The following is a 19,587-nucleotide window of genomic DNA, read 5'->3' as shown; positions in this document are numbered from 1 at the left end:
CTAAGGCAAATTTAGCAAGAAGCATTCGAAAGGGGGGATATTCAAGTTTCTTTCTTGGTGTCCAAATTCCAATCACAAGTGTAATGGATCTCTCTGATGACCAATTGTAGCTTAATAGTGTGGGGGAAGGAAGTTCTATTCGGTTGTGTGGTTCCGGAATTTTCTCGTTTTGCAGTCTGCAAAACGTGGCGTGAGAAAGTTTTTGTTTTGGTTCGGAAAATTATTTTTTTTCGAACCAAAACGAAAAAAAATACGCCTGACTTTTTCTGTTTTTAGGAACGACAATTTCATCATTTTTGGTTCGTAAATCTATTTTTCCCAGACTCCTTCGAATTAGAAGATTCGTCTATCTGTGTCTTCCTATCTTATTTGCAGAAATCCAGCGTTGGCACAGAGCACTCCGCCGATTTTCCTGTCAGTCTCGCCAATCTATATCCATCGGGCAATCGACTGGGTCAGCAAGTTTGAACCATATACTTTACTTTTGTTCTTATTACGAAACTATTTTCGGACAGAGATATGAGCCAAAAATCGACAAATGATCGGAGAATCATCCTCATTACCGGCGGACAACGCTCGGGCAAAAGTCTCTATGCCGAGCAGATGGCACTTGCGCTCTCTGCTCATCCTATCTATTTGGCTACGGCGCGGATTTGGGATGATGAGTTCGCTCGGCGCGTGGCTGTGCACCGTGAGAGACGTGGCTCGGAGTGGATCAATATAGAGGAAGAGAAGGTGCTGAGCCGCCACGATCCGCAGGGCGAAGTGATCCTGATCGATTGTCTGACGCTGTGGGCTACCAATTTTTTCTTTGACAACGACTCCGATGTGGAGCTTGCATATGCGGCTCTCTGTGCGGAGTTCGACTCCTTCACATCGTATTCGGGTACGTTCATCTTCGTTACCAACGAGATCGGACTGGGCGGAGTGGCGGAGAATACTGTCCAGAGACATTTTGCCGATCTGCTGGGACGGCTCAATCAGTATGTAGCTGCGCGAGCCGATCGTGTAGTCTTGATGATCAGCGGCATTCCCATGTTCATCAAAGTAGACTAAAAAGCTGTGTCTGCCGAGAATAATTTAATAAGGAAAGGAAACGATACTGCCGGATGAAAACATTCAATATCAAACGCCCCGATCAAGCAATTGGCCAAGACCTGATCGATCGGATCAACAACCTCGCGAAGCCTAAAGGTTCGTTGGGGATGCTCGAAGAACTTGCCCTACAGATAGGGCTTATACAGCAAACCCTCTCTCCGCAGCTTCATAATCCTCACAACATAATCTTTGCTGCCGATCATGGCATTGCGGACGAAGGTGTCAGCTTCTCTCCCAAGGAAGTCACTTGGCAGGTAATCAATAATTTTCTGGGTGGTGGTGCCGGTATCAACTTCCTGTGCCGTCAGCATGGATTCGAACTGGTGCTGGTGGATGGAGGTATTGACTTCGATTTTCCCGAAGGATTGGATATCATCGATCGTAAGGTGCGGAAAGGTACGCGGAACTACCTGTACGAAGCGGCACTGACCGAAGAAGAGATGGAGCAAGCTGTGACAGCCGGAGCGGAAGTCGTTCGCGACTGTCACCACCGAGGCTGCAATGTGGTGAGCTTCGGTGAGATGGGCGTGGCCAATACTTCTACCTCTTCCATGTGGATGAGCTTCTTCACGGGAATCGACCTGAAGGATTGTGTGGGTGCCGGCAGCGGATTGGATTCGGAGGGAGTCAGACATAAGTACAACGTCCTGCGACGTGCCAAGGAAAACTATACCGGCAATGGATCGGCCGAGGACATCATCACTTATTTCGGGGGGCTGGAGATGCTCATGGCCGTCGGGGGAATGCTTCAGGCGGCACAGTTAGGGATGCTGATCATCGTTGACGGATTTATCATGACCAATTGTCTCCTCGCGGCATCGCAATTCTACCCCGAAGTCCGCGACTACGCCGTATTCGGACATTGTGGCGACGAAGCCGGGCATGCTCGCTTGCTGAAGTATATGCAGGCCAAGCCTCTCCTGAACTTGGGACTTCGCTTGGGTGAAGGCTCCGGAGCGGTATGCTCATATCCTATCATCGTATCGGCCGTCAGCATGATCAACGAAATGTATACATTTGCTCAAGCAGCAGTAACCAAATACTTCTGAAAGTGTATGGGTAAAGAGCAGACTAAAGCATACCAGCGCGTATTGGCGGCATTCATGTTGCTGACACGTTTGCCGCTATGGCGCGTAGTCTGCGTGCCCAATATGGCCTTTAAGCGTGCCACCGATTATTGGAGTCTGGTGGGGTGGATCACGGCAGGACTGATGGCCTTGGTCTATTGGTTGTGTCTGTTGATCGATCTTCCTGCTGTTATTGCCGTTTCTTTTGCATTGCTCTCGCGCATTCTCCTGACCGGGGCTTTCCATGAGGACGGGCTGGGGGACTTTATCGATGGATTCGGGGCCGGACGAACCAAGGAGCGCATTTTGGCTATTATGAAGGATTCGCATGTGGGTACTTATGGTATCCTGTCCTTTATCTTTTACTTCCTGATAGGTATCTATTCTCTGTCTTCTCTCCCGCCGAGCCTGACGCTTCTTGCATTGGCTGTGGGCGATCCCCTGTGCAAAATGGTGGCCTCCCAACTCATCAATACACTCCCGTATGCGCGTTCCGAAGGCGACAGCAAGGTGCAGGCCATATACAGTCCGATGGGTGCCTTGACCTTCATGATCTCACTGGCTGCCGGAGCTTTGCCCTTAGTCCTCTTTCTTCCACTCTCTTATTGGCCGGCTGTTTCGCTTCCGATTTTGGCATTTCTCCTGTTGCACAGCCTGATGAAGTGGAAAATAGGTGGCTATACGGGGGATTGCTGCGGAGCTACTTTCCTCTTGTGCGAGCTGTCTTTCTGGGTAGGGATACTTATTGTGGATAGGATTATAGGATCGTAAGATGCAGATTACTCTCGTCCGCCACACGACTCCGGATGTTCCTGTCGGCACATGCTACGGGCAATCCGATGTACCCCTGCGTGCTTCCTTTGAAGAAGAGGCCGAGGTCGTACGCCGCCGGCTATCGGGCATGGCATTCGATGCTGTCTATACGAGTCCGCTCAGCCGCTGTACCCGTTTGGCACATTTTTGCGGTTATCCTGATGCCATACAGGACAAACGGCTGATGGAGATCAATTTCGGGGTGTGGGAGATGCAGCGATATGAAAATATAGTAGATCCTCGTCTTCAAGATTATTACGCGGATTATTTGCGAACGCCTGCAACGGGAGGCGAGAGTTTCGTCATGCAACTGGAACGTGTAAGCAATTTTCTGGAAGAAGTAACGGCCATGCCATTCGGGCATATAGCCATCTTCACGCATGGAGGGACTATCCTCTGTGCTCAGGTTCATGCGGGCTTATACGAGCTTGAGACTTGCTTCGAGCACCAAACTCCGTACGGAGGTGTCGTTACGCTGGTCGTTTCTGATAAAAAATAACGGAGTGGAATGTACTGGTGGCCCAATTATTGGTACCTTTACCTCCAGTAAAAGCATCAACATGAACACATCCATCGGCATATTCGACTCCGGTTATGGAGGACTTACCATCCTGAGTGAGATCCGCAAACTCATGCCGGAGTATAACTTTGTTTACTTGGGCGATAATGCCCGCTCTCCCTATGGCAACCGCTCTTATGAAGTGGTCTACAAATTCACGCTTCAGGCAGTGAGGAAGCTCTTCGAACTCGGCTGTCCGCTGGTTATTCTCGCTTGTAATACGGCATCAGCCAAAGCCTTGCGAACCATTCAGCAGCGTGATCTGCCCAATATGGAGGATCCCACTCGTCGTGTGCTCGGTATCATTCGTCCTACGGTTGAAGCCGTAGATGAGATTACACGCACCAAGCACGTAGGAGTTTTGGCTACACAGGGTACGGTCAGTTCGCATAGCTACCAGCTTGAAATAGCGAAGTTGTTCCCCGAAATATCAGTTACTGAAGAGGCCTGTCCGATGTGGGTGCCACTCGTAGAAACGGGTGAAAGCGATAGCCCGGGGGCTGACTATTTCATCCGCAAGCATCTGGATAGTATCATTGCCAAGGACGATACCATCGATACGATTATATTGGCGTGTACACACTATCCTCTATTGCGTCCCAAGATGAAACGTTTGCTTACTCCTACTATCAAGCTTATAGCACAGGGCGAACTCGTGGCGCATTCTTTGAAGGACTATCTCAGACGCCACCCCGAAATGGATAGACGCATTGATAAAGACGGCAAAATGTCCTATTACACGACGGAGAGTCCGGACAAATTTGGAGAATTGGCTTCTCTTTTCCTCAGGGAAGAAGTGGAGGCCGAGCATGTAACCATCGATTAAACCATAACAGCAACATTATGAATAGAGGACAGTATCTTATAGCATTAGTCATAGCCGCCATCTTTTCGGCTTGTGGCGTCAAAAACAATACCCAAGAACATCAGGAGAATCTTGACGGTAAGTGGGAGGTGAAGCTTTCAGAATCAGAAGACAATGCTTCGGCTGAAGATTTGAAAATGACATTGGAATTTAATCTTTCCGAAAAACGGTTCGGGGGCAAAGGCATCTGTAATATGTATGGAGGGGATATTGAAGCTCTGAATTCAGCCGAAGGAAAGATACGCCTCAGCGATGTTACGTCCACGCTTGCTGCCTGTGACAATATGGCTTATGAGAGGGCATTGTTCGATCGTCTTCCCGAGGTTAGGCGTTTCCAAATGAAAGACGGCAAGTGCTATCTCTATGGAGAAGAAGGAGAGATACCTCTCCTCATCCTCATTCGTCGATAGACGTAAGACAAACATTTTCGTTATTCTTTTCTTAAATGGCGGAGGCTATATCTGACACATTCGGTCGATATAGCCTCCGCGTCTGTTTGTCGGACACTGATATACCCTGATATTGCTTACCTGAAGGACGAAAGGATATGGTGAAGGAAAAACAGAGAGGCCGAATGCTTCTCACCCAAAACGGATGAAGAGCCATTCGGCCTCTCTCTTAGAAATATCTTGGTTAAAGAGTTCCTGCTATTTGATTAGAACTTCACCACCAAGCCCATATAGCCTGTACGCGGCTGCGTAGGACCATAGATATATCCGCTGTCACGTGCAGCACCGCGATCGAAGTCTTTTTGGAAGGAGTTGAAGATATTGTTCATACCTACATAGAGTTGAACCTCGGTAGCTTGGAATACGTGGAAGTCATAACCCACCTTCAAGCCCAAGTCGAAGAATGCAGGTGTCTTCTTCAGCTCATCGATACGAGGAGCCATGCCTGTTTCGTCGGTGATCTCAGGGTTGTTCTGCATAATATCCAGTTCGGCTGACTTCACCCCATATTCGATGGCGTGAGGTACATACATCTGACCGGTATATGCTCCCGTAAGAGCTACGCTCCATGAGTGTGTGGGGTTGTAAGCCAGCGTGAAGTAACCGTATACGCTGGGGGTACGGGTGATCTGCGTATCCGTCATGGATTCGTTCTTGTACTCCTGTTGTCCATCTGCATTGGCTTCGGTAACGAAAGCTCCGTTCGTATCTTTCACCGTATTCAGACCCCACTCCTGTGCTTCATCGTATTTGTTGCTGGCCAGAGTAAGACCGGCTTGGAGCTGGAAAGACTTGTATGCGACTTTACCTTCCAGATTGAGACCGAATACTTTGGCTCCACTACCGTTGATACGCGTGTAACGTTTGATGCCATCGTGTTGATCTGGTTGCTCCTCGTTGGTGAATACATCCAGCAAACGAGTATAGAAACCTTCCACAAGGAAGTTGGTCTGGACGCTACCGAAACGATGATACATATCAGCACTCAAACTGAATGCATGAGAAATTTCAGGCTTCAGGTTCGGATCGTTGAATACTTTCTGCGCCTCACCGCCTACAACTCCTACGTGTAAGTCTTCATCGAATACCTGCGGTGCACGGAACCCTTTTGCATAGGTGGCGCGCAGGTTGATGTCCGGATTCACATTGAAACGCAGTGTAGTACGCGGGCTGAGGATCATGTCCTTAACTTCGCTATGCTTGTCCAGACGGGCACCAAGCAAGATGCTCCATTTGTCATTTTTCCATTCGTTCTGACCAAACAGGCTGTAGTTGTTGATGTTCTGATCCAATTCTGGATAAAGGGGAATGGTATTCCCATTGGCATCCTCGCCGGTCTGCCATGAAAGGATGGGCATCACGTCATTGAGTTCGTCACGCGTATATTCGGCACCGAACAAAAGCTGCGAAGGCATGAAGAGGAATTTGTCCAAGTCGTAGCTGTACTGGATACCGCCCATGTATGTCTTGCCTTTGGTCACACCATAATTATTGCCGTACTGGTCTTGAGGAATAGGGTAGCCTTCCGTACCACCGGGGTGGCCATTGATGTCAATCTCTCCGATACCTCCATAATAGCTCTTGCGATTTACGATCTGTCCGGAGGTATAAGCCTGGAAGTGGTGTTTATAGTTGGAAGAGAAGAGATCGTATTTCAAGTTTCCGCTAAATACGCTATGGTCAGTCTGTTCAGCTACACCTACTACATGAGGAGGCAAATCGATACGATCACCACCGCGGCGGAATTCATTGATCGTGTGAAACTCTCCCGTCAGCTTGCTGTAGTCGCTCAAGCGCAAATAAGAATGGGCTCCCAGCGAGCGAGCATCTATTTTGCCCAATTCAGAATAGCCGTCATCGTTAGCATCCCAAGGGTTGCGATAGCGAGCCTGTCCGAATACCATGGCACCGGCACGGTTGTCATCGCTGACGATGGAGGCATTGAAGTTCGTGTTGTTGTCTATCTTACTGAAGTCTGTAAAACTCAGGGACTCATTGAAAGTAAAGGAATTGCGAGAAGGTTCCTTGGTAATGATATTCACTACTCCGGCAATAGCAGAAGAACCATACAAGGCCGATCCTCCACCACGTACTACCTCCACGCGTTCGATCATATTGGCAGGGATCTGCTCCAGACCGTAGACACCGGCAAGAGCACTCATAATGGGGCGGCTGTCGATAAGAATCTGTGCATAACGGCCATCCAAACCATTGATTCGCACCTGATTGAAACCACAGTTCTGACAGTTGTTCTCTACACGAACTCCCGGCTGGAATGACAAGCCTTGAGCGAGGTTAGAAGCATTGACTTGCGAGAAAACCTTTTCGTTCAGTACATTTACAAGAGTAGGAGCAAGGCGGCGAAGCGTCAGTTCGCGGTTAGCCGAAATCACGACTTCGTCCAGATTGATGGCATCCTCTTCCGCTTCGAAATTCACTTCGATAGTCTTGTCCTTTTCTACGCGGACTACGCGCTCTTGGCTCTTATAGCCCATGCCACGCATAATCAAAGTGATCTCACCCGGACGCAGGTTGCGAAGATAATAGTGTCCGGTTGCATCTGTAGAAGTGCCGAAGGTCGTACCTTTGATAGCAATAGTGATACCGACAAGGTGTTCACCCGTCTTGCTGTCTTTGACGTGACCGATGATATTGGCATCGGTCGGGTACTTGAACTCAGTGTCTGTCGCTGCGTTCAGCCCGCTAAACGCAATGAGCGCAAGCAGGGCGAAAAAGAATTTTTTACTGATCATGTTTTTATTGTATAAGGTGGGAATAGTTTCCCTAAAGCGTTTCTTCCGATTCCGTCAAAAAGGAAAAGAGTATCTCGAATAGAATCTGCTCATCATATAAAAGAGAGGCGACACTCATATTGTTCGCCTCTCTTCGTATTCTTAGTTTATTCTTTCGTATTTTCTCTTACTTTTTGCCGGGCTTGATCCCGATAAGTTCCATCTCGAATGTCAGGGTAGAGAACGGTTCGATGCTATAGTTACCGGTCTCTCCATAAGCCAACTCCTGTGGGATTACCACACGAACTTTCTGACCGACTTTCATGAGTTGGAGCATCTCTGTCCAACCTTTAATCACACCGGTAACGGCAAATTCGATTCCTTCTTCGTTTTTGTCGAACTCCTTACCATCAACCAGAGTCCCCACATACTTGACACGTACGGTATCGGTCAAAGAGGGAGTAGCTCCCGTACCTTCCTGAAGAGTTTTGTATGCCAGGCCACTTGTCGTAACAGTCACGCCGTCTTCTTTCTTAAAGGTATCGATGTATTCGTTACCCTTTTCTATATTCTTGCCGAACTGCTTCATATTGTTTTCACGCTGTTTCTTGGCTTGGAAGCGTTGCATGAAAGCCTGAGCTTCTGCAAGTTTCAAGGATACTGACATAGTATCCTTCAGCAAAGAGGCACGCATAGCGGCATAGAATTTGTCCATCGCTATGGTGTCATGAGCCAACTGACGAGCTATATTGGAAGCATAGATAGCACCAAGGTTGTATGAGAAGCGCGTAGTGTCCATACCATATTTGAAGCCATCCAGGAAGGCTACTGAGTCGATAGGCTGACCTTGCAAGCGGGACATCTCGAACTGATTGGCAAAATCCTGTCCATACAGAATACCCATGGACAAGGATAAGCTATCCTTTTCACTGACAGCGGTAGTGTCAGCACTTTTCTTACAGCCGACAGCTCCTAAAGCCAAGAGGGCTGAGGCGATAATTGCAATTGTTTTTTTCATTGGAGTTTACCTTATTTTTTTGTCGTTAGTTTTTCTTCTTTGGAGCAGGCTTTGCCGGAACAGGTTTTGCCTGCTTCTCTACGAAAGGTTTGATTTCGAGTAGTTCTACTTCGAAGAAGAGCGTAGAGTTCGGCTTGAGAAGTTCGCCCATACTGCGCTCGCCATATCCCAGTTCGGTCGGGATAACAAATTCGTACTTGGCACCCTTTTGCATCAGACAAACTCCCTCAGTCCATCCCGGGATCACTTGCAGGAGACTGAATTTCGCCGGCTCGTTGCGAGAATAAGAACTGTCGAACTCTTTCCCTTCGATGTTCTTTCCTACATAATGAACAACGACCGTATCCTGAACTGTCGGACGAGGTCCTTCCCCTTCCTTCAAGACACGATACAACAAGCCGCTTTCGGTAGCCTTAACGCCCGGCTGCTTGCGGTATTCTTCCTGATAGGTCCTGCCTGCTGCCAAGTTCTCGGCTTTGAGTCTGTCCTGTACTTCCTTGAAGTATTTCTTGATCATTTCGTCCGCATCTTGGGGAGAGATCGCTGTGCTTTTTCCGGTGAGTATCTCTTCGAATGCTCGGAGAATCAGGGCACGATCCAGCGAATCGCCCGGCATCCGTCCGGTATAGTCATTGAAATTTACTGCACCGCTTATACCGAAAGCGTATGCCACAGAGTCAGCAGAAGTCACGATAGGCTTCACGGTTTGCACCTCACCCTTTTTGGGTGGTTTTTTTGCAAAGGCAGATAATCCGGCCACTAAAAAAGCCAAGCCGGCAATGATCATTACTCTCTTCATAGTGATTTGTCTTCTGATTATTTGTTGATACCCAATAATTCGATTATAAAAATGAGCGTACTACCCGGTTTGATATGCTCGCCGGCACCACGATCTCCATACGCCAGATCGCTCGGTATGGTTACTTTCCACTTGGATCCTACCGGCATCAGTTGGAGAATCTCCGTCCAGCCGGCTATAACTCCTTTTAGAGGGAAGCTGGCCGGTTCTCCCCTGTCCATAGAGCTATCGAAGACGACACCGTTGATGAGCGTACCATGATAATGACAGGTCACCGTGTCCGAAAGGGTAGGTTTCGGGCCCTCTCCCATCTTAATGACTTCGTATTGCAAGCCACTCGGTAAGGTCATTACGCCTTCCTTGTGCGCATTTATCTTGAGAAATTCTTCGCCGGCCTCTTTGTTCAGTTTGACAGCTCTCTGCTGCAAATCCATGAAATACGCCTCTATTTCGCGCTTGGCCTCGTCATACGAGAGCTGAGGGGCTTTTTCTTCCAGCACATCAGACAGACCTTGCATGAAATCATCCATAACGACGCTGTCGATGCCCGAAGACTTAAAATTATTACCGATGCTCAATCCCAGAGCATAGCTTACTTTGTCCATGTAACTCTTACTTAGTTCTTAATATGCGCGCAAAAATATAAATTTTACTCCGATTCCTCATACAACCGTACCGCATATCTTTTGCCTTTGGGGAGAGGTTTGCCAGATGTTTATCTTGAAAGATAATCTGAAGCGCATCGAACCGAAACTTTTCCTCCTTACACTCTCTTGATACGTCCTTGAAAACATGCAAAGCGAATAGTCCCGATTCCAACAGGTGTCGAAATTTGCCCACTTAAATTGAGATCCGTTTGCCGAATTTTGGATTCTTCTTACTTTTATAAGGCTTAAATGAAACCCACCTTTTTCAATACTCAAAAATATGAATATCGATACAGCTTATTACAGACATCGGACGTGTCTCCGGTTTATCCTTTCGTTTATTGTATGGCTGATTCCCATGTTGGCGCATGCACAAATTTCCCCCCAAAAGGCCGAACGGTTGGCTTGGGATTTTCTTGTTTCGCGTTTTAGTGACCGGCCTTTGCCCGGACTCTATCGAACCGATATGCCTGAGGAATATGGTGTTCATGTATTTAATATAGGAGAGGATAACGGTTTTGTGCTCGTCTCCAAAAGTGAAGGAGCCGATATACCTGTCATAGGATATAGTACGAGCGGCAGATTCGATTATAATCGTATGCCTCCTGCCCTGAAAGCATTGCTTCTGACTCTCAAGTCCAATGCCTCCGAAACGGCTCCGTTGCTTCCCGGAACCTATAAAACCGTAGCCCCGATCCTGACCACCAAGTGGGGGCAAGGGAAACCTTACAACCAGACAATACCGCAAATAGACGGCCAGCCCACATGGACCGGATGCGGAGCTACAGCTATGGCACAGCTGGTAAAGTACTACCGGCATCCGAAAAGAGCAACAGGTAGCGTCTCTTACACCACCTACACCACAAACCTGCATTTGGAGGAGAATCTGGCCAGTATTACGTTGGACTATGACCATCTCAAAGATGACTACACCTTATCTTACACCGCGGAGGAAGCCACCGCTGTAGCCGAACTGATGCGAGCCTGCGGCTTGGCCATGAAGATGGACTACGGATTAGATGGAAGCGGTGCATATATAGACGACGTGAAAATAGCTCTTCACCGGCATTTTCAGTACGATTGTGAGCTGATCGTCAAGGATGATTATTGGCACCCTTACGACAATGAGGAATGGATGTCTCGGATTTACGAAGAATTGCAGGCTCTTCGCCCGATCCTCTATTTAGCTCAGAGTGCCGACAACGGAGGACATTTCTTCCTGCTCGACGGCAATGACGAAGCAGGGATGGTGCATATCAACTGGGGATGGGATGGCTACTGCGACGGCTTCTTTGCTTTCGGTGCTTTTAACCCCGATGATGAAGAGATCAGTCCCGATGGGTTCAACTTCGAGCACATGATGCTCGCAGGCATAGAACCATACGACACCTTCCTGCCCGAAGACATCCTTACGTGGAGCGGTACTCCATCGCCCACGCATTTCGTTGGGATCAATGGCTCTGCCGTATTGTATGCGGCACATCATTTCGCCCCAAGCGAACTCTCATTGATGGGAGGCAATAGTATCCGTAGCATAGAATTTGCCCCCGGTGCCGAACAAGGCAAGTACACGCTCTGTATTTGGAGGGACAAAGAGCGAAAGCATTTGCTGATGCAGCAGGCTGTGGCGAATTTCCAACCGGGTATTCCTAATCGTATTGTCTTGGACGAACCGTTCACAATCCCATTCGGAGAGGATCTCTATATCGGTTATAAAGTAGAGGATGCTCAGTACGGCTATCCACTCGGATGCGACGATGGGCCGGCCAATGCCGGCAAGGGGAATTTGGTTGGTTATAATGATCAGGCATTCGAGTCCCTTGTCAATCTCGTAGATGTAAATTACAATTTCTATATCCGCGCTTATACCGAAAAAGCAGAGCACATCACCTATACATTAAAGTATGAACAACCCGCCAACGGCAGTCTGAGCATATTCACGCCCGAGGGTACACCCGTGGCCTCGAACACAACGCTCCGGCAGGGAACGATCCTGCGAATAAAAGTCCAACCTCACGAAAATTATCAACTAAATGAACTGACGGTCAATGGAGAAAGCATCCCGATCGAAGCATACTTCTCTTTGGATGACAATACGACCGTGGCAGCTTCCATGATCCCCGTGGCCTATACGGTCTCGTTCGATCAGCCGGCTAACGGAAGCCTTTCGCTCATCGCTAACGGACAGGGCATAAGCAGCGGCGAAGAACTGGGCTACGGCACTTCCATCACAGTAGTACCCTTGCCGGATACCGGCTACGAGGTAGATCGGGTAACCGTAAACGGGCACGAACTGAGCCAGCCGTATATCTTCACGTTGGAGGCCCAAAGTGTGGTCAGTGCACTGATGAAAGTAAAAGCCGGTCACTGCTGCGCAGTACCTTCTGCGGCATCATACAAAGTCTATCCTAATCCCACGACATCCGGACTGACGATAGAAGTACCGGAGGAAATGGTCGGACAGACGGCCCGACTATGCGATTTGGCCGGAAAGGTCATCCTATCTCACCGGCTACAGGCGACGACGGATTGTATCCATATCGGCACAGTTCCTGTGGGTACCTATCTCCTCAGAGTAGGCCGATTCGTACTGAAAGTCGAAAAACGCTGACCCCGAAGCTCTGTTTTTCGGAAGAGAGGCCTGTACAAAGGATGCTTCCGAATCATTGAAAACGAAAGGATGGAAAATAAAAAACTGTTTGGGGCTGCTCCCGAACAGTTTTTTATTTCCAAGCCTTTCGTATCATATCTGCACCCTAATCACACGAATGGCAGTATCAATTCAATGCGCTTATTTACAGGTAGTTATATTTTTCAAAAAAAGAGGCAAAACAACCCCCGAACCAAACTATATACTTTGGTCAAACTAAACTATATAGTTTGGTCAAACTAAACTATATACTTTGGTCGAACCAAACTATATACTTTGATGAAACCAAACTATATACTTTGGTTTTGCCCTTTGTAAACCTTACAAAATCTCTATCACGGCAAGCCTTCCGGAGAAGTCTTTGTTGAATACGCAAGATTGGGTTACAAACTTTCTTTTATCCCAAAGTACATCGGTCGAACCTTAATGCTTGCTATCTCAAGGGTGTATAGACTCGTGATCATACTCCTTCCCCTTTATGCCGGTATCCCTCAATCCCAATCAAATTTTATTTGTGATTTTCGTCGTGGTTTCTGCCTGTAAATATCTGATCATGCGTAATGGATACAGTTGTATCTGAATACTAACTGTCGTTTGAGGAGCCGTTTCCCGATAGTATCGGGTCAAGAGATGTTTATGAAGTCTCGTGGTTCTGTTTTATCTATTCAGCCGGCCAAACCTGCAAATTGTTAATATGTTTTTGTTGTCGGATTGATTGTTTTGTATATTTAGGACGGATTTTATTGGCGAGCAAGAGATGCGGCCGGATCTGAAAGGCTGTAGTCCAATATATAAAACAACAATCAAAAAAGAATCAAGATGAAAGAGTTAGCTAAAACAGTAAGAATTATTTTGGCATTGTTCTTCTTTACAATGCTCGCCTATGGTCAAGAACCAAAAGGGGAAACAGGAAATGTACCTGCCGAAAAACAGGCCTCTTATGTGGAAAATGAATTTATAATATGGTTGAATCAAGGGGTAGATGCCGCAGTATTTGCAGTCGATTGTAACGAGCCTGTCGTGCCGAAACGCCTTTTGTCCAAGAGATTGAATATCTGGCTCTTCGAGATCAAGGACAATGTAGAGAAAAGGTCTATGATCATGGCCAATCTCTCCCGGAATGGAGATATCAGGCATATCCAAAACAACCATACCAACGTTACGTTGCGAGACATTACACCCAATGACACTCATTATAATAAGCAGTGGGCGCCGGCCAAAATATCGCTTCCGAAAGCATGGGACGAGTACTCCACCGGCGGCAATACTGCAATGAACGATGCTATTGTGGTGGCCGTTATCGACGGCGGAGCTTTCCTGAACCATGAAGATCTAAGTTTTTTCAAAAACACTCACGAAATCCCAAATAATGGAATAGATGATGACGGTAATGGCTATAAAGACGATTACAATGGTTGGAATGCGTTCTTGCATAACGGCAATATCAACTCGGATCCGCATGGGACTCACGTCAGTGGCATAGTAGGCGCAGTCGGAAATAATGCCAAAGGAGTATGTGGGGTGAACTGGAATGTCAAAGTAATGCCCATTCGTGGCAGCTCCGGATCTGAAGCGATAGTCGTAGAAGCCTATTCCTACGCTATGGAGATGCGGGCACTTTACAACGAAACGAATGGAGCGAAAGGAGCTTTTGTCGTAGCTACCAATTCGTCCTTCGGTATTGATTATGGCAATCCCAACAACTATCCCATCTGGTGTTCGATGTACGATGAGATGGGCAAGGTGGGGATCCTGAGTTGCGGAGCCGGCCCCAATATGAATGTAAATGTGGACAACGTAGGAGATGTTCCTTCCACCTGTCCGAGCAACTATTTGATCGGCGTCACCAACACTACACAGGCGGACATAAAAAATCCGGGCGCGGGCTATGGCATCAATAATATAGATATCGGTGCACCCGGTACAGCTATTTATTCTACGACGCCGAACAACACCTATCAGTATATGACCGGCACGTCCATGGCAACGCCTCAGGTGGCAGGCGTCATTGCACTGATGTATGCCTCTATGCCTAAGGAGATGATACAGTCTTGCAAGGAAGACCCCGCCGAATTTGCTTTGATGGTGAAAAAATCTTTGCTCGATGGTGCGGACAATCTCTCTTCTCTCAATGGCCTCGTGGCTTCGGGCAGAAGATTGAATGCCTATGGCGCGATAAAAACAGTGCTCGAGAATAATCCGAAACCCGTATTGGGCGGTACTGTCCAGATCGAAGGCAATGCCGTCTTCGGACAGACATTAACGGCTAATACTACGGGATTGACCTCTACACCGGTTGTTTCGGACTTGGGACAGCTTAGCTATCAATGGAGACGCGGTACCGCAAATATCGAAGGAGCCGTTTCCGCCACTTATTCTTTGGTAGAAGCTGACATCAATCAGGTGATCAATGTCCAAGTAACGGCTACCAACTGTACGGGTACGATCACTTCTCCTGATACGCAACCGGTTGTAAAAGCCGACCAAACAGCACCTGCTGCTCCTGTCATGGAGAGCAATACTGTTTCCAGTATTACCCTTGCAGCCTTGGCAGGATGCGAATACAATATCAACGGAGGAGCATGGCAGGCGTCTCCAACGTTTGAAGGCCTGACGGCAAATACATCGTACACTTTCAGGCAGCGTAAAGCCGAAACGTCCACCCATTTTGCTTCGCCGGCAAGCCCTGAGGCTGTATTCAGCACAGCAGAAGACACCGGCATAGCAGAAGTATTGGCGCAAAGTATAGCCCTCTATCCTAATCCGACGAACGGCGAATTGAAAATTAAGAGTGGCGACCTGAGTGTAAATCGGGCTGAACTTCTCGATGTCCATGGCAAAACTCTTGAGCTTTTCGATTTCTCCGGTAAAGATGCAGGAGCTAATGCTTCAAAGCCTAACGGCCCCGCACTCGAGAGAGTGATCAACCTGTCTCACCTGCCGGCCGGAATTTACTTCTTAAGAATAAAAACCAATGCAGGAGAAGTAGTAAAGAAAGTCGTGAAAGAGTAGTGGCTCATCTGTTTGGCCTATGGCCATGATCCATAGGAAATGAAGAGGGTGTTGCAAGAAAAAAGTTGCAACACCCTCTTGGCTTTTATCGGAAATGAGTAATGCTCTCTATAAATAAGGGATCTCAATCGTTTGCCGGCTTCGGTGTACGAATCTTGTGATCCATTTCGAAAGGGATCACCATCGACAGCTCCAAGAAGCCCATATATTCCCCCTTTTCATACCAGGGGATCTGATAGATCAGCTTCTTTCGCCCATTCTTCTCTATCGTATAGACGTGCTTTCGCTCCTGACGCATCATCTCTTCGAGCATGGAGCGAGCCGGTTCGGGATGACAGTCCAATACATTCGAGCCGATCAGCTCCTGACCTGGCTTGAGGTTTACCTGACGGGACTGTTCGTTCATATCAATGATTTTGCCCGTTTTGTCACAAACGGTCACGGCAATATCTGCCTCTTGGAAATACTTCATTTTTCGGATTATGTGATAGGATTATGTTTTTCGGATTTCTGCCACTATGTCCAGCCAGTTCCGGATCAGTCGTTCTCCACAATCGGATATAATGCTTTCGGGATGGAACTGAACGCCATAGTGCGGCAGTAGCTTGTGGCGCATGGCCATCAGCACACCGTCATCATCGCTCCAAGCCGTGGGGGTCAGGCAGTCCGGCAAGTCGGTATCCTGCACCGCCCAGCTATGATAACGCCCGACAATGGCATTGTTCGGTACACCTTTCCAAAAAGGCTCGTCCGGCTCGGTCAGTCGTATTCGGGAGTCATGCCCGTGGAAAGGATGTTCGATTCGCCGTAGTCGGCCGCCGAAAAACTCTGCCAGAGCCTGATGTCCCAAGCAGACACCCAAGATGGAGTGGGTGCTTGCTGCGGATTGGATCAGCTCCATTTGGCCGCAAGCTTCGGAAGGCAACCCCGGCCCGGGGCTTAACAGGATACCTTGATAATCCGACAAATTGTCCCAAGGGATAGCGTCTCCTCGGACTACATCGAACCGACAGTTCGGAGATTCTCGAAGCAGCTGTACCAGATTGTAAACGAACGAATCGCGGTTGTCAAGAACTAATACTCGTAACATCGGGGGCAAAGGTATTCATTTGTCCTTGCAGAGACATCCCAAGGATAAGGCTTTGGCCAAGTGCGTAGGCTCAAAATCCGTTTTTGGTTTGATTTACACAGCGCAAACGACGTCCGAATTCTTTTTTGACCCTTTTTACAGGCTTGAGAGGGGGTATTTCTCTTTTATAAGGTATTTATATTCCGTGTAATATCTCGACAGCCTGACGAACCATGTCGGCCGATGTCTCGGGACGGCTGTATTCATCTATTTTCACTATACTGCCCATACTGACTTCAGGCCGCCGAAATCGCATGCTACTCGGAATATCATGGCGCAAGGAGCTGTGGAATTGGGTGATTCCGGTATGGCGAGCCAACGCTTCTATATTGCCCAATCGTATACCGCAGCCGGCCATGATGCCGATTCGACCGGCAGCTTGTCTGTTTAGTGCTCCGATCATGTCCTTACCCTCCAATGCCGTAGGGGCACAGCCGGACGTAAGTACACGGTGGAAGCCTGCGGCAATCAGCTTTTCGAGCATATCAGACGGAGCAGCACAGACATCGAAAGCTCGATGAAAAGTGAGCTGCATCCCTTGCGCCTCTTTCAAAAGACGTGAATTTGCTTCCTCATCATAGTCCCCCTCCGGTGTGAGACATCCAAAGACAACGCCTTCCATACCGAGACTACGAGCTACACGAATGTCGTAGCACATGGCTTCTATTTCCTCCGAAGAGTAAACAAAATCCCCTGCACGCGGACGTATTATGACATGGATAGGAATGGCTATCAGACTGCGAGCCACGGCCATCTCTCCGGCCGAAGGCGTAGTACCGCCCTCAGGAATACCGGCACAAAGCTCTACACGAGTAGCCCCACCCAACTCAGCCTGCCGACAGCTGGCAGCCGAATTGGCACAAATTTCTAATTGCATCGCCATATTGTTAGAACCATTTTATTTTTCTGAAAACGACAAAGGCTATTATCGAAAGCAGGACGGACACGCCCACAATGATGAAAAAAGAATACTGAAACCCACTGCCTGCAATAGGCACATTCATCCCATAGAAACTGGCGATCAGCGTAGGGAGCATCAGTACGATGGAAATCGTAGTCATGCGCTTCATGATTGTATTCAGGTTATTCGAAATCACTCCGCTCAGAGCTTCCGTCGTTCCGGAAAGGATGTCGCTATAGATATTCACCGTATTATAGGCCTGTCGCAGCTCTATTCGTACATCTTCCACCAGCTCTTCGTCGATCCGATTTTCTCCCGAAGCCCTTATTTTGCCGAGTACTGCTTCATTGCCGCGAATGGAAGTGCTGAAGTATACGAGAGTCTTCTGAAGCATCATCAGGTGAATGAGGTCTTCATTGCGAATACTGCGTTCGAGTTCTCGCTCCGAGATGGTCACCTCATTGTTGATCTGTTTCAGGTACTTGAGGAACCAAACGGCAGAAGAATAGATGAGCCTTAGTACCAGTTCTGTCCGGTTGAGGACTTTGATTCGTTTGCGTCGGGTATGAAGTAGAAAGTCGGCAAGCATGGGAGCACGATGGTAACATACGCTCACCGTTATATCCGATCGGGTAGCTATCCCCATCGGTACGGTAACGTAAGGCACACCGCTCAGGCGACTTTCGATAGGAATCCGCAGGATCGTCAGATGCCAGTCGCCATCATGCTCTACGCGAGGGCGTTCATCAGCATCGGCTATATCGGACAAAAAATCTTCGGGAACATTGAGCGTGTCGATCAGAAACTTCATATCCTCTGCATCGGGAGTTTCGACACATACCCAGCAGTCTGTTCCGAAATCGGGCTTTTCCACAAAACCCTGTTCGGCGAAAAGGTATTTTCTCATTGCTGTACTTCCTCTTCTTTATGTGTTACGGCATTGCGCCGTACCACCTCCGTCTATCGGGTAGCACAGCAATGCCTGTCAGTTAATCTTTCTACGGCTCGACGGAGGGAATGGGTCTTCCATTGACTATGATTTGATGAAATTAAAATCCGGCCAACCGATCGGTAATGCCGGAAAAATGACTCCACAAAGGTAAGATTATCACGCAAACGAAAAAGATGCTTTGCCTTCAGAGACCACTGTTTTTGCGCTGAAGCTATCGGCAAGTGTACTCATCCTGCCAAAAAGAAGAGGGCGACCCAAGAATAATTTGGATCACCCTCTGTTCTTTATGCTAACCTCGTTCAGGGCTGTCGGCCACTGAAAGAAGCGTCGTCAGAGATCATATAACTTTATTTTTTGTCATCCAGACTCGCACTGATGAAATTGCCTTGTGCGTTGAACAGCAGGTCATACTCCCTGTTGTTGTAGACAATCTCTGCCTCGTATCTGCCATTGGACTTTCTTTCGATGTCCTTAATAATGGCACCGGGATAGTTCTGGTTAATGTAATTGATGATCTTAGCCTTGATGTGAGCAGGAATGTTGTCATCATCATCCTCATAACCATCGATGTGTGCGCTTACAAAGTTACCCTGAGCATTGAACAGCAGGTCGTACTCAGTATTGTTGTAGACGATCTCTGCCTTGTATGTGCCGTTGGACTTTCTTTCTATGTCTTTGATAAAGGCACCGGGATAGTTCTGCTTGATGTAATTTACGATCTTAGCCTTGATGTGAGCAGGGATATTGTCGTCATCATCCTGATTATCTACATTTCCGCTCACGAAGTTACCCTGAGCATCGAACAGCAAGTCATACTCCTTGTTGTTGTAGACGATCTCTGCCTTGTATGTGCCGTTGGACTTTCTTTCTATGTCTTTGATAAAGGCACCGGGATA

The 19,587-nt window shown here is 48.0% G+C and carries 18 protein-coding genes; 8 read left to right on the top strand and 10 right to left on the bottom strand.

Going from position 1 to position 19,587, the window contains the following annotated elements; genetic code table 11:
* Positions 1-41 precede the first annotated feature (41 nt).
* Positions 42-239, bottom strand: coding sequence for a DUF1661 domain-containing protein (locus F452_RS13380; RefSeq protein WP_152567105.1), 198 nt, complete (start codon positions 237-239; stop codon positions 42-44).
* Positions 240-519: 280 nt separating this feature from the next.
* On the opposite strand from F452_RS13380, the gene cobU reads away from it, so the two are divergent.
* The 6 genes from cobU to F452_RS0107385 all read left to right on the top strand — a co-directional run bounded on the left by cobU (position 520) and on the right by F452_RS0107385 (position 4,812).
* Entirely contained in the window at positions 520-1,056 is a 537-nt protein-coding gene (gene cobU, locus F452_RS0107410; RefSeq protein WP_018965584.1) for a bifunctional adenosylcobinamide kinase/adenosylcobinamide-phosphate guanylyltransferase, read from the top strand.
* Between the two features lie 53 nt (positions 1,057-1,109).
* A complete protein-coding gene (gene cobT / locus F452_RS0107405; protein WP_018965583.1) occupies positions 1,110-2,147 on the top strand; it encodes a nicotinate-nucleotide--dimethylbenzimidazole phosphoribosyltransferase in 1,038 nt (345 codons plus the stop codon).
* 6 nt (positions 2,148-2,153) lie between these two features.
* Positions 2,154-2,936 (top strand): adenosylcobinamide-GDP ribazoletransferase, encoded by a 783-nt coding sequence (locus F452_RS0107400; protein ID WP_018965582.1) that lies wholly within the window; start codon positions 2,154-2,156, stop codon positions 2,934-2,936.
* 1 nt (position 2,937) lies between these two features.
* Positions 2,938-3,477: an alpha-ribazole phosphatase gene (gene cobC, locus F452_RS0107395; protein ID WP_018965581.1), complete on the top strand. Its 540-nt coding sequence runs from the start codon at positions 2,938-2,940 to the stop codon at positions 3,475-3,477.
* Between the two features lie 61 nt (positions 3,478-3,538).
* On the top strand, positions 3,539-4,363 hold the full coding sequence (gene murI, locus F452_RS0107390; RefSeq protein ID WP_018965580.1) for a glutamate racemase: 825 nt from the start codon (positions 3,539-3,541) through the stop codon (positions 4,361-4,363).
* A gap of 17 nt (positions 4,364-4,380) precedes the next feature.
* The gene (locus F452_RS0107385; RefSeq protein WP_018965579.1) at positions 4,381-4,812 is read left to right on the top strand and encodes an META domain-containing protein; all 432 of its coding nucleotides are present in this window, start codon (positions 4,381-4,383) and stop codon (positions 4,810-4,812) included.
* A 245-nt stretch (positions 4,813-5,057) separates the two neighbouring features.
* Here the strand turns inward: F452_RS0107385 and F452_RS0107380 are convergent, their stop codons facing one another.
* The 4 genes from F452_RS0107380 to F452_RS0107365 form a co-directional block, all read right to left on the bottom strand.
* Positions 5,058-7,604, bottom strand: coding sequence for a TonB-dependent receptor (locus F452_RS0107380; protein ID WP_018965578.1), 2,547 nt, complete (start codon positions 7,602-7,604; stop codon positions 5,058-5,060).
* Positions 7,605-7,770: 166 nt separating this feature from the next.
* Positions 7,771-8,601, bottom strand: a complete 831-nt coding sequence (locus F452_RS0107375) for an FKBP-type peptidyl-prolyl cis-trans isomerase (RefSeq protein ID WP_026292289.1) — start codon at positions 8,599-8,601, stop codon at positions 7,771-7,773.
* A gap of 25 nt (positions 8,602-8,626) precedes the next feature.
* Entirely contained in the window at positions 8,627-9,400 is a 774-nt protein-coding gene (locus F452_RS0107370; protein ID WP_018965576.1) for an FKBP-type peptidyl-prolyl cis-trans isomerase, read from the bottom strand.
* Positions 9,401-9,417: 17 nt separating this feature from the next.
* Positions 9,418-10,005: an FKBP-type peptidyl-prolyl cis-trans isomerase gene (locus F452_RS0107365; protein ID WP_018965575.1), complete on the bottom strand. Its 588-nt coding sequence runs from the start codon at positions 10,003-10,005 to the stop codon at positions 9,418-9,420.
* A 322-nt stretch (positions 10,006-10,327) separates the two neighbouring features.
* Between F452_RS0107365 and F452_RS10830 the strand changes: the two genes are divergently transcribed.
* Together F452_RS10830 and F452_RS11130 are read left to right on the top strand one after the other, a co-directional pair.
* Complete coding sequence (locus tag F452_RS10830; protein ID WP_018965574.1) at positions 10,328-12,658, top strand: thiol protease/hemagglutinin PrtT; 2,331 nt, start codon at positions 10,328-10,330, stop codon at positions 12,656-12,658.
* A gap of 858 nt (positions 12,659-13,516) precedes the next feature.
* Positions 13,517-15,709, top strand: a complete 2,193-nt coding sequence (locus F452_RS11130) for a S8 family serine peptidase (RefSeq protein WP_080637708.1) — start codon at positions 13,517-13,519, stop codon at positions 15,707-15,709.
* A 124-nt stretch (positions 15,710-15,833) separates the two neighbouring features.
* Here F452_RS11130 and F452_RS0107350 read toward each other — a convergent pair whose 3' ends face one another.
* From F452_RS0107350 to F452_RS0107330, 5 genes are all read right to left on the bottom strand, one after another.
* On the bottom strand, positions 15,834-16,181 hold the full coding sequence (locus tag F452_RS0107350) for a PAS domain-containing protein (protein WP_018965572.1): 348 nt from the start codon (positions 16,179-16,181) through the stop codon (positions 15,834-15,836).
* 21 nt (positions 16,182-16,202) lie between these two features.
* The gene (locus F452_RS0107345; RefSeq protein ID WP_018965571.1) at positions 16,203-16,799 is read right to left on the bottom strand and encodes an anthranilate synthase component II; all 597 of its coding nucleotides are present in this window, start codon (positions 16,797-16,799) and stop codon (positions 16,203-16,205) included.
* Between the two features lie 175 nt (positions 16,800-16,974).
* Positions 16,975-17,721 (bottom strand): copper homeostasis protein CutC, encoded by a 747-nt coding sequence (locus F452_RS0107340; protein ID WP_018965570.1) that lies wholly within the window; start codon positions 17,719-17,721, stop codon positions 16,975-16,977.
* Positions 17,722-17,725: 4 nt separating this feature from the next.
* A complete protein-coding gene (locus F452_RS0107335; RefSeq protein WP_018965569.1) occupies positions 17,726-18,646 on the bottom strand; it encodes a magnesium transporter CorA family protein in 921 nt (306 codons plus the stop codon).
* Positions 18,647-19,038: 392 nt separating this feature from the next.
* On the bottom strand, positions 19,039-19,587 hold a 549-nt coding region (locus tag F452_RS0107330), incomplete at its 5' end, for a PepSY-like domain-containing protein (protein WP_018965568.1).

It is taken from the genome of Porphyromonas gulae DSM 15663, assembly GCF_000378065.1.
Lineage (GTDB): Bacteria > Bacteroidota > Bacteroidia > Bacteroidales > Porphyromonadaceae > Porphyromonas > Porphyromonas gulae.
Note: the sequence above shows the minus strand (reverse complement) of the source record. Positions and strands in the feature narration are given on the sequence as shown.

What these genes read in the sequence shown, in the direction of transcription:
- F452_RS0107385 (WP_018965579.1), top strand. Translation starts at nt 4,381, where the DNA reads ATGAATAGAGGACAGTATCTTATAGCATTAGTCATAGCCGCCATCTTT.
- cobT (WP_018965583.1), top strand. Translation starts at nt 1,110, where the DNA reads ATGAAAACATTCAATATCAAACGCCCCGATCAAGCAATTGGCCAAGAC.
- F452_RS10830 (WP_018965574.1), top strand. Translation starts at nt 10,328, where the DNA reads ATGAATATCGATACAGCTTATTACAGACATCGGACGTGTCTCCGGTTT.
- cobU (WP_018965584.1), top strand. Translation starts at nt 520, where the DNA reads ATGAGCCAAAAATCGACAAATGATCGGAGAATCATCCTCATTACCGGC.
- murI (WP_018965580.1), top strand. Translation starts at nt 3,539, where the DNA reads ATGAACACATCCATCGGCATATTCGACTCCGGTTATGGAGGACTTACC.
- F452_RS0107400 (WP_018965582.1), top strand. Translation starts at nt 2,154, where the DNA reads ATGGGTAAAGAGCAGACTAAAGCATACCAGCGCGTATTGGCGGCATTC.
- F452_RS0107380 (WP_018965578.1), bottom strand. Translation starts at nt 7,604, where the DNA reads ATGATCAGTAAAAAATTCTTTTTCGCCCTGCTTGCGCTCATTGCGTTT.
- cobC (WP_018965581.1), top strand. Translation starts at nt 2,938, where the DNA reads ATGCAGATTACTCTCGTCCGCCACACGACTCCGGATGTTCCTGTCGGC.
- F452_RS0107375 (WP_026292289.1), bottom strand. Translation starts at nt 8,601, where the DNA reads ATGAAAAAAACAATTGCAATTATCGCCTCAGCCCTCTTGGCTTTAGGA.
- F452_RS0107340 (WP_018965570.1), bottom strand. Translation starts at nt 17,721, where the DNA reads ATGGCGATGCAATTAGAAATTTGTGCCAATTCGGCTGCCAGCTGTCGG.
- F452_RS0107345 (WP_018965571.1), bottom strand. Translation starts at nt 16,799, where the DNA reads ATGTTACGAGTATTAGTTCTTGACAACCGCGATTCGTTCGTTTACAAT.
- F452_RS0107365 (WP_018965575.1), bottom strand. Translation starts at nt 10,005, where the DNA reads ATGGACAAAGTAAGCTATGCTCTGGGATTGAGCATCGGTAATAATTTT.
- F452_RS0107370 (WP_018965576.1), bottom strand. Translation starts at nt 9,400, where the DNA reads ATGAAGAGAGTAATGATCATTGCCGGCTTGGCTTTTTTAGTGGCCGGA.
- F452_RS0107335 (WP_018965569.1), bottom strand. Translation starts at nt 18,646, where the DNA reads ATGAGAAAATACCTTTTCGCCGAACAGGGTTTTGTGGAAAAGCCCGAT.
- F452_RS11130 (WP_080637708.1), top strand. Translation starts at nt 13,517, where the DNA reads ATGAAAGAGTTAGCTAAAACAGTAAGAATTATTTTGGCATTGTTCTTC.
- F452_RS0107350 (WP_018965572.1), bottom strand. Translation starts at nt 16,181, where the DNA reads ATGAAGTATTTCCAAGAGGCAGATATTGCCGTGACCGTTTGTGACAAA.